This is a genomic window from Burkholderia sp. MSh2 (assembly GCF_000731655.1).
Classification (GTDB): domain Bacteria; phylum Pseudomonadota; class Gammaproteobacteria; order Burkholderiales; family Burkholderiaceae; genus Burkholderia; species Burkholderia paludis.
Genome location: NZ_JPGM01000001.1, coordinates 179,766 through 192,868 on the forward strand (window position 1 = coordinate 179,766; position 13,103 = coordinate 192,868).

13 protein-coding genes are annotated in these 13,103 nt (G+C 67.4%); 9 read left to right on the plus strand and 4 right to left on the minus strand.

The features are described from left to right. Positions 1-81: 81 nt before the first annotated feature. Entirely contained in the window at positions 82-267 is a 186-nt protein-coding gene (locus GQ57_RS00750; RefSeq protein WP_031396799.1) for a hypothetical protein, read from the minus strand. Positions 268-492: 225 nt separating this feature from the next. Beyond that, positions 493-666, minus strand: coding sequence for a hypothetical protein (locus GQ57_RS43250; protein WP_006495012.1), 174 nt, complete (start codon positions 664-666; stop codon positions 493-495). Positions 667-947: 281 nt separating this feature from the next. Here GQ57_RS43250 and GQ57_RS00755 point away from each other — a divergent pair, with 281 nt between their 5' ends. The 7 genes from GQ57_RS00755 to GQ57_RS00785 all read left to right on the plus strand — a co-directional run bounded on the left by GQ57_RS00755 (position 948) and on the right by GQ57_RS00785 (position 8,575). Further along, positions 948-2,363, plus strand: a complete 1,416-nt coding sequence (locus GQ57_RS00755; RefSeq protein ID WP_034196853.1) for a TolC family protein — start codon at positions 948-950, stop codon at positions 2,361-2,363. A gap of 435 nt (positions 2,364-2,798) precedes the next feature. Continuing rightward, a complete protein-coding gene (locus GQ57_RS00760; RefSeq protein ID WP_034196773.1) occupies positions 2,799-3,836 on the plus strand; it encodes an aliphatic amidase in 1,038 nt (345 codons plus the stop codon). A 68-nt stretch (positions 3,837-3,904) separates the two neighbouring features. Then, on the plus strand, positions 3,905-4,387 hold the full coding sequence (locus GQ57_RS00765) for an AmiS/UreI family transporter (RefSeq protein ID WP_031396802.1): 483 nt from the start codon (positions 3,905-3,907) through the stop codon (positions 4,385-4,387). After that, complete coding sequence (locus GQ57_RS00770) at positions 4,387-5,226, plus strand: CbbQ/NirQ/NorQ/GpvN family protein (RefSeq protein ID WP_034196774.1); 840 nt, start codon at positions 4,387-4,389, stop codon at positions 5,224-5,226. The genes GQ57_RS00765 and GQ57_RS00770 overlap by 1 nt, the downstream gene beginning before the upstream one ends. Further along, positions 5,223-6,782, plus strand: a complete 1,560-nt coding sequence (locus tag GQ57_RS00775) for a nitric oxide reductase activation protein (RefSeq protein WP_034196775.1) — start codon at positions 5,223-5,225, stop codon at positions 6,780-6,782. Before GQ57_RS00770 ends, GQ57_RS00775 begins: the two co-directional genes overlap by 4 nt. 32 nt (positions 6,783-6,814) lie before the next feature. Next, the gene (locus tag GQ57_RS00780; protein ID WP_034196776.1) at positions 6,815-7,957 is read left to right on the plus strand and encodes a transporter substrate-binding domain-containing protein; all 1,143 of its coding nucleotides are present in this window, start codon (positions 6,815-6,817) and stop codon (positions 7,955-7,957) included. A gap of 6 nt (positions 7,958-7,963) precedes the next feature. Continuing rightward, the gene (locus GQ57_RS00785) at positions 7,964-8,575 is read left to right on the plus strand and encodes an ANTAR domain-containing response regulator (RefSeq protein WP_031396806.1); all 612 of its coding nucleotides are present in this window, start codon (positions 7,964-7,966) and stop codon (positions 8,573-8,575) included. Between the two features lie 21 nt (positions 8,576-8,596). Here GQ57_RS00785 and GQ57_RS00790 read toward each other — a convergent pair whose 3' ends face one another. After that, complete coding sequence (locus tag GQ57_RS00790) at positions 8,597-9,046, minus strand: winged helix-turn-helix transcriptional regulator (RefSeq protein WP_031396807.1); 450 nt, start codon at positions 9,044-9,046, stop codon at positions 8,597-8,599. Between the two features lie 323 nt (positions 9,047-9,369). Between GQ57_RS00790 and GQ57_RS00795 the strand changes: the two genes are divergently transcribed. Continuing rightward, entirely contained in the window at positions 9,370-10,293 is a 924-nt protein-coding gene (locus GQ57_RS00795) for an alpha/beta fold hydrolase (protein WP_031396808.1), read from the plus strand. A gap of 86 nt (positions 10,294-10,379) precedes the next feature. Here the strand turns inward: GQ57_RS00795 and ggt are convergent, their stop codons facing one another. Further along, the gene (gene ggt / locus GQ57_RS00800; RefSeq protein WP_034196777.1) at positions 10,380-12,101 is read right to left on the minus strand and encodes a gamma-glutamyltransferase; all 1,722 of its coding nucleotides are present in this window, start codon (positions 12,099-12,101) and stop codon (positions 10,380-10,382) included. Between the two features lie 374 nt (positions 12,102-12,475). Between ggt and GQ57_RS00805 the strand changes: the two genes are divergently transcribed. Beyond that, on the plus strand, positions 12,476-13,000 hold the full coding sequence (locus GQ57_RS00805) for a metal-dependent hydrolase (protein ID WP_031396810.1): 525 nt from the start codon (positions 12,476-12,478) through the stop codon (positions 12,998-13,000). The last annotated feature ends 103 nt before the right edge of the window (positions 13,001-13,103 follow it).

Genomic DNA, 13,103 nt, shown 5'->3' on the forward strand with positions numbered 1-13,103 from the left:
TCGTGCGCGATAAGCAAGGGCGCAGCCGGCGGGTGCCGGCTGCGACGGGAGATCGGTGTTGCCGGCAGCCCGGCGGGCCGCTCAGCGCGACGAGCCGAGCGACATCCGGAACTGCTCGACGGCGCGGGTCTGGTACTGCGTCATCAGGCCCTGCAGCGTGGATCCGATCGACTGGTTGACGAGATCGACCGTATAGGCGGCCGAATTCGAGTAAAGCGACGCGCCGCCGCGAATCTGGCGGGCCTGTTCTTCCGTGATGTCTCGCATTTGTTGTGGCCTTTATATAGTCGGAATGCCTTCAGCCGCCGGCCAATCGCAAACTCAATGGCCGTTTACTTTATTACGGCAATAATCCGGCACTCCTGCCTCCTGATAATCGCCCGATCCGAAAACCATGCATTTCGGATTCGCTTTATTGCCGCTGCGGCGATCGATTCTTTTCCTTCTGTTTCGCAGCATCTCGCGCGGGGGGCGCCTCCCCGCGCACGGCGGTTACTTGCCGGTGTTATTGAACGTCTTCGGGTTCTGCAGGTAATTGCCGAGGCTCGGCAGGAACTGGCCGAGCGCGGTCACCACCGGCGCGGCGTCAACGGCGAGGCTACCCAGCGAGCTGATCGCACCGCCGCCATGCACATTCCTGACCTGTTCCGTCGTCATGACCTTCATCATTCTCTCCTCGTAAAAAATAAAGATGATGCAAAGAACCTTCATTGAAATACCAACGGCTTTTAATCCCTAGCGACTTGTTAATCTAATAATCACAGCGATTACGAGCCGAAATCAGGCTATCATGCGAGCGCATCGGAATTCAATGGAGGACACACTCTTACGGGTGCGTTTTCCGATGCGCGACGGATTGCCGGCATTCAGGTTGTTTGGATTTCAATTTCAAAACGTTTAAATCCCGCCGCCATGCGTTGCGGCACGGGCGGGAGACGGAGACGGCCATGTTTGAAACGAGGTATGAGAATCGCGGAGCATCGGCGCGGAATGCGGGTATTTCCCTATCAAGATTTTCGACTAGGTGGAATCCCCGACTTGCAACCGTGACATCGTTGGCTGTAACGATAGTAACCCTGTCGGCGAACGCGCACGCGTTCTGCCTCGACGCCGCCTACCAGTACGCCGCCGTGCACGATCCGCGCTACCTGCAGGCGCGCAACGAATACGACGCGGCACGCCAGAAATTTCCCGAGGCGCGCGCGCAGATGCTGCCGCAGGCCACCGCGCAACTCGAATGGGGGCGTTACGGCACGCACGCGAACCTGTTCGGCATCGACGTCAGCGGCTCGAACAACGCCGCCTACGGCGCCGCGCAGATCACGCAGGCGCTGTTCAACGTGCCCTACCTGTACGACATGCGGCGCGCGACCGAGTACGAGGAATCGGCCAGGCAGAAGCTCGAGGTCGCGAAGCAGGACCTGATCCTGCGGGTCGCGAACGCGTGCTTCGACCTGCTGAGCGCACGCGAGAAACTGCAGTCGGCCGACGACGAAGTCAGCGCGCTCACGCGGCTCGAAAGCGATACGCGACGCATGGCGCAGCTCGGGATGAAAACGATCGGCGATACGGCCGAGATCGAGGCGCGCCGCAGCCTCGCGCAGTCCGACGAGGCGCTCGCGCAAACCGACGTCGATGCGCGCCGCGCACGCTACGAGACGCTGCTCGGTTCGACGATCGATTTCGCGCGCTGGCCGCGGCTCGCGATGCGCGGGTCGTCGCCGCGCATTCCGTCCGGCGAATATGCGCCGCAGGACAACCCCGCCTACCAGCAGGCGTATCGCGACGTCCAGGTTGCGCGGCTCGCCGCGAAACGCGTCGGCGCCGAGCACCTGCCGACCGTCGACCTGTTCGCTTCGTATTCGCGCGGGCTCAATCCGAACCTGCGCGGGCTCACCGACCGCTCCGATTTCCACCAGAGCGCGGTCGGCGTGCAGGTGACGATCCCGATCTTTTCCGGCGGCAGCGTGTACTACCGCCAGATGGAAGCCGAGCACGTGACCGAGCAGTACCGCAACCGGCTGCGCGAGGTCGAGGAGCAACTGGGCACCGACCATCGCGAGGCGCTGTCCGCGCTCGAATCGGTCGGCACGCGCATCCGCGCGCTGCAGCAATCGCTGCAGGCCGCGCGGCTCGCCTACGACTCGTCGATGAAGGCGCACCAGGTCGGCTACAGCACGACGTACGAAACGCTGAACCTGCGGCGCGACATCTCGGGCATCCGGCAGAAGCTGTTCGACAGCTATCTCGATGCGCTGAAGCTGCAACTGAAGCTGAAAAGCGTGCTGGGGACGCTCGACGAAGCGTCGCTGGTCGCGGTGGACAACTTCCTCGAGAGCAACGCGTCGAGCGGTCGGGGCTGAGCGCGCTTCGATTCCCGCCGGCACATCATAGAAAGTTGTGCGCGCAACCTTTACGAATCGCGTCGGCCGGCATGCCGGTCGATTCGCCGATGCCCGCGAACCCGCGGCGCCCTCGTCCGCTCGCACAGCCGCGAGCGCGGCGCGCGGTGCCGCCGTCACGTGCCGGGGTATACGCGATGTTGCATCCAGAAAAAACTTTGCATAGAGTGCATCCCATCGATCCGGCGGACAAAGACGTCCCACGATCGTGCGCAGCGCGCGCCCGATAGCCCGCGCCGCGCCGGCCCCGCATCCGGCCGCCCATCCGCATTCCCGTTATCCGACAGCGTTGTCGGATGAACGGACCGGCAAAGAAGCCCTTGCCTCGCGCGTCGAGGCAAGGGCTTTTTTTTGCCTTTCGAAAACGCACGTCTTCACCCGAACCAGGAGCACACCATGCGTCATGGCGATATTTCCAGCAGCAACGACGCCGTCGGCGTCGCCGTCGTCCAGTACAAGATGCCGCGCCTGCACACGCGCGCCGAGGTGATCGCCAACGCCCGCGAAATCGCGGAGCGCGTGGTCGGCATCAAGCGCGGCCTGCCCGGCATGGATCTCATCGTGTTTCCCGAGTATTCGACGCACGGGATCATGTACGACGCGAAGGAGATGTATGACACGGCCTCGACGATCCCCGGCGAGGAAACCGACATCTTCGCGGCCGCGTGCCGCAAGGCAAACGTGTGGGGCGTGTTCTCGCTCACCGGCGAACGCCACGAGGAACACCCGAACAAGGCGCCGTACAACACGCTGGTGCTGATCGACAACAAGGGCGAGATCGTGCAGAAGTACCGCAAGATCATGCCGTGGGTGCCGGTCGAAGGCTGGTATCCGGGCGACTGCACGTACGTCGCCGAGGGGCCGAAGGGGCTCAAGATCAGCCTGATCATCTGCGACGACGGCAACTATCCGGAAATCTGGCGCGACTGCGCGATGCGCGGCGCCGAACTGGTGGTGCGCTGCCAGGGCTACATGTACCCGGCGAAGGACCAGCAGGTGCTCGTATCGAAGGCGATGGCGTTCATGAACAACTGCTACGTCGCGGTCGCGAACGCGTCCGGGTTCGACGGCGTGTACTCGTATTTCGGCCATTCGGCGATCGTCGGCTTCGACGGCCGCACGCTCGGCGAATGCGGCGAGGAGGAAAACGGCGTGCAGTATGCGGAGCTGTCGGTCAGCCTGATCCGCGACGCGCGCCGCAACATGCAGTCGCAGAACCACCTGTACAAGCTGCTGCACCGCGGCTACACGGGCAAGATCGGTTCCGGCGAATCGCCGAACGGCGTCGCGCAATGCCCGTTCGAGTTCTACGCGAACTGGGTGAACGACCCGGACGGCACGCGCCAGGCCGTCGAGCGCCTCACGCGCGCGACGCCCGGCACGCCCGAATGCCCGATCGAGGGCATTCCGTCCGAAGCGCCCGCGCACCGTTGAGCACGCGCCCCGCCCGGCCGTTCGCGCCGCCTGCGCGAACGGCGCCGTCCCACTCAGGAGCCTTCATCATGCTCGGTGTCGCTCTCTTCTTCATCGGCGCGGTACTGGTCGTCAACGGCGTCGCGCTCACCGGCCGCATCGAGCCGCGCGACGCGGCGGGCCTGAACCTGCTCGTCGGCTTGCTCGCGCTGCTGATCAACCTCGCCGGCCTCGCGCAGGCCTCCGCGCCGCCGCAGTATTTCTCGAGCGCGGGCGGCCTGCTGTTCGCGTTCACGTACCTGTATCTCGCCGCCGTCCAGTGGCGCGGGCTGCAAGGCGCGGGACTCGGCTGGTACTGCCTGTTCGTCGCGATCAGCGCACTCGTCTATGCGGGCACGTCGCACGACGTGCGCGTCGGCACCATGTGGGTGCTGTGGTCGAGCCTGTGGTTCCTGTTCTTCGTCGCGCTCGGGCTGAAGCGGCCCGTGCGCTTCCTGCCCGGCTACACGATCGCGATCGGCGTGGGCACCTGCTGGCTGCCCGGCATGCTGATGATGACGGGGAGGTGGTGATGAGCGCACGCGATACGCCGCTTGCCGTCGATCCGCTCGCCGGGCACCGCATCGCCGACGCACCGTTCTACCAGCCCGCCGGCGCCGAGGCCGACTGGTTCGAGACGGCCTGCCGCCAGCACCTGCCGGTCCTGCTGAAAGGGCCGACCGGCTGCGGCAAGACCCGCTTCGTCGAATACATGGCGTGGCGCATGGGCCTGCCGCTGATCCAGGTCGCCTGCAACGACGACACGTCCGCGGCCGACCTGACGGGCCGGCACCTGCTCGACGCCGACGGCACCTACTGGGCCGACGGGCCGCTCACGCTCGCGGCGCGGCATGGCGCGATCTGCTATCTCGACGAGATCGTCGAGGCGCGCCCCGATGCGACGGTCGTGATCCACCCGCTGACCGACTCGCGGCGCGTGCTGCCGCTCGACCGGCTAGGCGAGGTCGTGCATGCGCATCCGGATTTCCATCTGGTGATCTCGTACAACCCCAGCTATCACGGCGAACACCGGCGGCTGAAGCCGTCGACGCGACAGCGCTTCGTCGCGATCGACTTCGGCTACCCGGAGGCCGCGCACGAGGCCGACGTCATCGTGCGCGAGAGCGGCGCCGACCGGGCCACCGCGCACCGGCTCGTCGATCTCGCGCAGCGCACGCGCACGCTCGCGCTCACCGGCAACGGGCTCGACGAAGGCGCATCGACGCGGCTGCTCGTCCACGCGGCCCGGCTGATCGTCGCGGGGCTCGCGCCGCTCGATGCGTGCCGGATCGCGATCAGCGACGCGGCGACCGACGATGCCGACACGCGCGCCGCGCTGCAGACGATGGCCGTTGCGCACTTCGCGACATGAGCGCGCTGCGGCTGGCCCGCTTCCTGCACGGGATGACCGCGCGCGAGACCGACGTGCGGCTCGACGATGCGGCGCCGCGCGCGACGCTCGGCCACGCCGCGCTGCGCGTGCCGCGCGCGCTGCCGCCCGACGTCCGCGTCGCGGCGGCCGCGCACGCGCTCGCGCACTGGCTGCATTCACCGCCGGGCGAACCGGTCGACACGCTGACGCCGATCGGGATCGCGGTGGCCGGCCTGATCGAGGACGCGCGGGTCGAAGCGCTGCTCGCGCGCACCTGGCCGGGGCTCGCGACCTGCTGGGCGCCCGCGTTCGCGGGCATCGAGCGCGAAGGGCTCACGTTCGGCCGCCTGTGCGCACGGCTCGCGAAGACGCTGTTCGATCCGTCGTATCGCGACGGCAACCCGTGGGTCGACAAGGGCGCGCAGCTGTTCGCCGAGCGCCGCGACTCGCTCGACGACTATCGCGCGTTCCGCGCGATCGCGTCGCGGCTCGCGAACGATCTCGGCCAGATGCGCGTACGCTTCGAACCCGACGACGGCGCATGGCTGCCGTATCGCGACGACAATGCATGGCTGTGGGCGCAGCCGGCCGCGGCAGCGGCCGAACAGGCAGGCGACGCGGGCGTCGAGATGTCGGCTTCGACCGGCGGCCGCGGCGACGATCCCGACGACGAACCGCCGCCCGCGCCCGATGCGCCGCGCTATCCCGAGTGGAATTGCCACACGCAGCGCGAACGCCGCGACTGGACGACGATCGTCGAACGCGCGCCCGCCGCGTCGACGCCGCCGCCGTCGCTTGCCGCGCTGATCGACGCCGACCGGCGCGCCGCGAAGCGGATGCCGGCCGCGCGCGCATCGGAGTTGCAGCGGCGCGTCGGCCGCCAGCTCGACGGCCATGCGCTCGACGTCGATGCGGCGATCGCCGCACGCATCGCGCGCCGCGCCGGGCACGCGCCCGATCCGCGCGTGTTCCGGCGCCGCGTGCCGCACGCCGCGCGCGGGCCCGTGCTGATGCTGCTCGACCTGTCCGCATCGACGGCCGCGCAAGTCGCCGCGCTCGAGAAACGCGCGGCGTTCGTGCTCGGCGACCTGTTCGACCGGCAGCGCCGGCGCTGGGCCGTGCACGGCTACACGTCGGACAGCCGACATCGCGTGTACTACGCGCGCTTCAAGGATTTCGGCGAGACCTTCGACGCCGGCCGCCGCGCGGCGCTGCTCGCGGCCGACACCGGGATGAGCACGCGCACGGGCGCGGCGCTGCGGCATGCGCTCGCGTTGCTGCGCCGCGAAGCCGCGGGCGCGCGCGCCGCCGTGCTGATGATCGGCGATGGCGAAGCCGCCGACATCGACGTATTCGATCCGCGCTACCTCGTCGAGGACGCGCGCCGCGCGGCACACCAGGGCCGGCAGCGCGGCGTTACGATCGCGGGGCTGTCGTTCGGCGCGCCGCCCGGGTTGTCTACAATACTCGGCGTCGGACCGGGCTGCGTCCACGCGGCGAGCGACGACGCACTGCCCGCCGTCGTCGCGTACGCGGCCGGGCGCCTGACCGCATGACGGCCCCACCCGGAAGAGACAGGAAAGACCGAATGAACAGTGTGAAGGTTGGCGTATTGTTCTCGCAGAGCGGATGCACGTCGCGCCTCGGCCAGAGCCAGTTGCGCGGCACGCTGCAGGCCATCGCCGAGATCAACGAAGCGGGCGGCGCGAACGGCTGCGAGATCGTGCCGGTCGTGCGCGACGCCTGTTCGGACCCGGCCGTCTACGCGGAGCTCGCCGAAGAACTGATCGCCACCGAGCGCGTGAACGTGCTGTTCGGCGCGTACATGTCGAGCAGCCGCAAGGCGCTGATTCCGATCGTCGAGAAGTGGGACAAGCTGCTGTTCTACCCGACGCTCTACGAAGGCTTCGAGTTCTCGCCGAACGTGATCTACACCGGCGCGGCGCCGAACCAGAACAGCGTGCAGCTCGCCGCGTTCATGACCGCGCAGTTCGGCGCGCGCGTGTACCTGGTCGGCTCCGACTACATCTACCCGTACGAGTCGAACCGCATCATGATCGACCTCGTCACGCAGCATCCGGAAGGCCAGATCCTCGGCGAGGTGTACATGCCGCTCGTCGCGTCCGAGCAGGATTTCGCGGCGGTGATCGAGGACATCCGCGCGAAGGCGCCCGACTTCGTGTTCAGCACGCTCGTCGGCGACAGCACGGCCGCGTTCTACCGCGCGTACGCGCAAGCCGGACTCGACGCGCGCAGGATGCCGATCGCGAGCCTGACGACCTCCGAGATCGAGCTCGGCCAGATGGGCGCGGCCGCGGCCGGCCACTACACGTCGTCGCCCTATTTCCAGACCATCGACTCGGACGTGAACCGGCGCTGCATCGCGCAGCTCAAGGCACGCTTCGGCGACGACGCGAGCGCCTCCGCGCCGTGGGAAGCCGCGTATTTCCAGGTGCACCTGTTCGCCAACGCGCTCGCGCGGGCAGGCAGCGACCGGCGCGAGCGCCTGGTCGAACATCTCGTGGACGCCGAATTCGACGCGCCGCAGGGGCGCGTGAAGATCGACCGGCTCACGCAGCACACGTGCCTCTACCCGCGCATCGGCTGCGCGACCGCCGACGGCAATTTCACGATCGTGCGCGAGGCGACGCGGCGCGTCCATCCCGACCCGTACCTCGTCACGCATTCGCTCGGCGACCGCGTGCACGCGCCCGACGAACAGAAGGCGTAACCGACGATGCGCGCCCGCACCCCGATCCGCTCGACGCCTCGCCTGCTCGCCGAACTGCGCTCGCTCCGCGTGATGGTGTATTACCCGGACGACGACAACGGCCTGCTGATCGTCGAGCAGCTCTCGCGCATCGGCTGCCCGAGCGAGCAGCGCTGGCCGCCGCCCGCCGCGCTGCCGGAAAGCGTCGACCTCGTGATTCTCGCGGTTCGGCCCGACCTGCTGCACCTGTCGATCCCGTGGCTCGAGGACGACGCACGGCCGCCGCTGATCGCCGTCACGACCTACGAAAGCCCGACGATCCTCGAACTGATGCTGCGCATCGATGCGCAGAGCGCGGTCACGACCCCGGTGCGTTCGTTCGGCCTGTTGAGCGCGATGGCGCTCGCGTGCCACCAGCGCCACCGGCACGACGAATACCGGCGCCGCATCGCGCAGCTCGAACAGCGCGTGATGTCCGCGCGCACGCTGCAGGAAGCCAAGGCGCTGCTGATGCAGCACAACGCGATCACCGAGGACGAGGCCTACCAGCAGATCCGCTCGCAGGCGATGGAGCGGCGCATCTCGATCAACCAGCTCGCCGAGCAGATCGTGCACGCGCATGCGCTGCTGAAGCGCTGACGCCGGCGCGTGCGCGCCCCGTCAGCCCGGCGGCGGCAGCACGACGGTATCTTCCGGCCCGAGCACGCGCCCGTCCTGCGCACGCAGTTCGAGCGTCCTGACCGGCAGCCCGGCTTTCCGGTCGACCAGCAGCACGTGCGCCTCGTCCGGCTCGAAGAAGAACGCCTCCCCCCACTGCCGCAGCGCGACGAGCAACGGAAACAGGCCGCGCCCCTTCGCGGTCAGCACGTATTCGCGATGCGCGCCGCCGTCGGCAGCCGGCACGATGTCCATGATCCCGTGCGCGACCAGATTGCGCAGCCGCGCGGCCAGGATGTTCTTCGCGAGCCCGAGGCTCTTCTGGAATTCGCCGAACCGGCGCAGCCCGTCGAACGCGTCGCGGACGATCAGCAGCGACCACCAGTCGCCGATCGCGTCCAGCGGGCGGGCAACGCCGCAGGGGGAATCCTCGTGCGTGGTGCGTCTGTTCATCGATACGTGCGGCGATGCCGTTCCGGCTGACATGAATGGTTGCAATATAAAACCTCGATCGCAAAAGATCAATCATGCGAACCCGGTGGTTCGCTGGCGACGAACGAATCGCCGAAGCATGCGCGAGAGCGCGGATCGGCACACTGTCACGTGGATTCAGGCAGCACCCCCTTCTTCCCTGGTAGGCCATTGCGCCCCCCGCGGCAATGCCACCCCGCGCACGACCGGATCACTATTTGGTTGCAATTTGAAACCTCATGACTTACGCTGCCGCATGGTTTCATATTGAAACCAAAATGTCCGACTACCCGAAGGAGCGTTCGATGATCCGGTCCGATGCCACGTTCGACGGCACCTTTCCATTCACCCCGCATTTCGATGACGCAGCCGGCTTCCGGATGCACTACGTGGACGAAGGCCCGCGCGACGGCGAAACCGTCCTGTGCCTGCACGGCGAACCCACCTGGGGGTATCTGTTCCGTCATCTGGTGGCGGCGCTGAGTCCGACGTATCGCGTCGTCGTGCCCGATCACATGGGATTCGGCAAAAGCGCGACGCCGCAGGACCGCAGCTACCTGCTGCAGGACCATATCGACAACCTGGAGCGTTTCGTCCTCGCCCTCGGCCTCGATCGCATCACGCTCGTGATGCACGACTTCGGCGGCCCGGTCGGCATGGGGCTCGCCGCGCGGCATCCGGATCGCATCCGGCGCATCGTGGCGGCGAACGGACCGACGCCGTTCGGCCAGCCGGACCTTGGCGAGCGCCTGGCCGCGAACGGTCGCGACGCGCCGTGGTTCCAGTGGATCGCACGCGCGGCGGCGGACGATACGCTCGAAACCGTGCTCGGGCAGCTCGGCTTCAACATCCTCAGCACGCTGAAACTCAACGGCTTCGAGAATCACGCGATCATCGACGAGACGTGGATCGCGGCATACGGCGCGCCGTTCGCGCAACCGGCCGACTGTCTCGGCGCGATCGGATGGGCGCGCGGGTTTGCCGCCGGCGCGCACCGGTTCGAGGAACCCGATGCGGCGGCGCAACGCGCGATCCGCGCAAAACCCGCGCTCGCGATCTGGGGAGACGCCGACCGAACGCTCGGCGCCGAACACTTCCTGCCGCTCTTCACGGCGCTGTTTCCGGCCGCGCCGGTCGAGCGGCTCGCGGGCGTCGGACATTACTGCTTCGAGGATGCGCCCGACGCGGTTGCGGCGCGCATCGCGGCGTTCCTACGGACCACCGGCTGAACGGTTTCCGCCGCCGGCATCCCGGCGCCGGCGGCGGAACACGGCATGCGCGGCCGCTTTCGCGCACGCGCATGCGCCGCTTCACGTCAGCGAATGATCCGCGTCACGCCGCGCCCGCGCGGGTCGGCCATCGCTTCCGGCGTCTTGCCGTCGATCTTGATCACCTGGATGTCGCCGCTGAAATCCTGCCCCTTCAGCGTGTAGCCGCGCGCCTCGATCTGCTTCGCGAGTTCGCCCTCGATCGGGTGGTACGGCTCCCAGAAGATCGTGTTCGGCGGCAGCAGCTGGTGGTGGAAGCGCATCGCGCCGACGGCCTCCTTCAACGGCATCCTGAAGTCGTAGATGTTGTTGATCACCTGGAAGATCGACGTGAAGATCCGCGAGCCGCCCGGCGTGCCGATCACGAGCGACACCTTGCCGTCCTTCGTCATGATCGTCGGCGACATCGACGACAGCGGGCGCTTCTTCGGTTCGATCGCGTTCGCGTCGCTGCCGACCACACCGAACATGTTCGCCACCCCCGGCTTCGCGGAGAAGTCGTCCATCTCGTCGTTCAGCACGATGCCGGTGCCGTCGGCGATCACGCCCGAGCCGAAATAGCCGTTGATCGTGTACGTGTTCGACACCGCGTTGCCCCACTTGTCGACCACCGAGAAGTGCGTCGTTTCGGCCTTCTCCGGCATCGTCGTGCCGAGGCCCGGCTGCACGCTCTTGGTGTCCGACGGCTCCTTCGGATTGACCTCGGCCGCGCGCTTCGCGATGTAGGCGTCGTCGGTCAGCTGCGCGATCGGCACCTTGTAGAAATCGGGATCGCCGAGATACTGCGCGCGATCGGCGAACACGCGCTTCTCGATTTCCGCGACGAGGTGGATGTATTGCGGCGAATTGAGCTTCACGCCCTCGAAGTCCTGCTTGAGGTCGGCCTTCATCTTCAGCAGCTGCACGAGGCCGATGCCGCCCGAGCTCGGGGGCGGCGCGGTGATCACGTCATAGCCGTTCCACCTGGCCTGCACCGGCTCGCGCCACACCGCGCGGTATTGCGCGAGATCCTCGGTGGTGATCAGCCCGTTGCCGTCGCCGGTCTTCATCGACGCGGCGATCAGCTCGGCCGTCTTGCCCTTGTAGAAACCTTCCGCGCCGTCGTTCGAGATGCGCGTCAACACGTCGGCGAGGTCGGGCTGCTTGAAGTTCACGCCGGCCTTCAGCCCGGAGAAGTACTTGTCGAAGTTGGTCTTGCCGCCGAACTCCTTCGACGCGTCGACGCCGCGCTGCGCGAGCTGCTCGTCGACGACGAAGCCGTCGCGCGCATAGTGGATCGCCGGCGCCAGCACCTGCTTCCACTTCAGCTTGCCGAAGCGCTTCTGCGCTTCCCACATGCCCGCGACCGTCCCCGGCACGCCGACCGCGCGCGGGCCGTACAGGCTCATGCCCTTGACGACGTTGCCGTCCTTGTCGAGATACATGTCCTTCGTCGCGGCGAGCGGCGCGCGCTCGCGATAGTCGATGAAGTACGGCTTGCCGTCCTTGTAGATCGTCATGAAGCCGCCGCCGCCGATGTTGCCGGCTTCCGGGTACGTGACGGCAAGCGTGAAGGCGATCGCGACCGCAGCGTCGATCGCGTTGCCGCCCTCCTTGAAGATCCGCTCCGCGGCATCCGCGCTGTACTTGTCGGCCACCGCGACCGCGGAGCTGGTCAGGACGGCCGGCTGCGGCCCCTTCGCATAGACGGGCGCGTTCGGCAGGAAACCGACGCCGGCCACCGTCGCGAGCACGACAGCGGATGATTTGAAGCGATTCAGCGTAGTCATTGCATGTCCCCCATGTGGATCTCCTTCAGGCAGGAAAGGCGCCTGGTCCGTTCGGGGCCGCCGGTACATCGGCGGCCCCGTGCCGGCTACGTAGTATAGGGGGACAAAAAGGGTCGAACACGCCGCCGCGATGAAAGCGCATCGGTCACGTTGCGCGCGGTCATGCTGCGGCGCCGAATACGCGCTCGCGCGCCGCCGGAATGACACGCGAGATCGGCCCTCACGTCATGCTCAAAAACCGAAAGTTGCGAACTGCGAAGCATGCCGCATCGCATGCGAAAAAAAATCTGCAAACGGACCGCCCGCTGCGCGGATCGATCTGAGAAGATAGCGCCCCTTTTCGCGCCGCTTCACGTTTTCTCGTCTCCGTTGCTATGGCATCACACAATGCGCATCGTGCGACCGGCTTCGCGGCCGGCGTCGCCGCCGCCGTCCTCGTCGCGCAGACCGGCGCCACCGGCCCGTGGCATGCAGGCATGTTCGCCGCGTTCGCGGCGGGCGTCGCGGGCGGCACCGCGCCCGACTGGCTCGAGGTCGCATGGTGGAGCCGCAAGCGCCGCCTGTGGATCACGCACCGCACCCTTACGCACTGGGGCATCGGCTGGCTCGCGCTGCTCGCGCTCGGCTGGCACGGGCTCATTCATCGATCGCATCCGCTCTGGGCCGCGCCGCTGTTCGGCTTCGCCTGCGGCGGCGTGATGCACCTGCTCGCCGACTGGCCCAACCCGCTCGGCGTGCCGTGGATCTGGCGGCGTCACTCGCTCAACCTGTGGAAGAGCGGGCGTTGCGACCTGCTCGTCGTGGCCGCCGCATGGGGCGGCACGCTGTGGCTTGCGCAGTTGCTGTGCTCGCGCGCGCCGCGGCTCGAACACTGGCTCGGCTGGCTGCATCGCGTTTAGTTGCAATTCGGCGCATTTCGGCGTGCGCCCGGCACGCCGTCACACACGCAACTTTCCGTCTGTTGAAAGTACGCGGCCGGCCCCCATCTCGATGCGGAGGGTC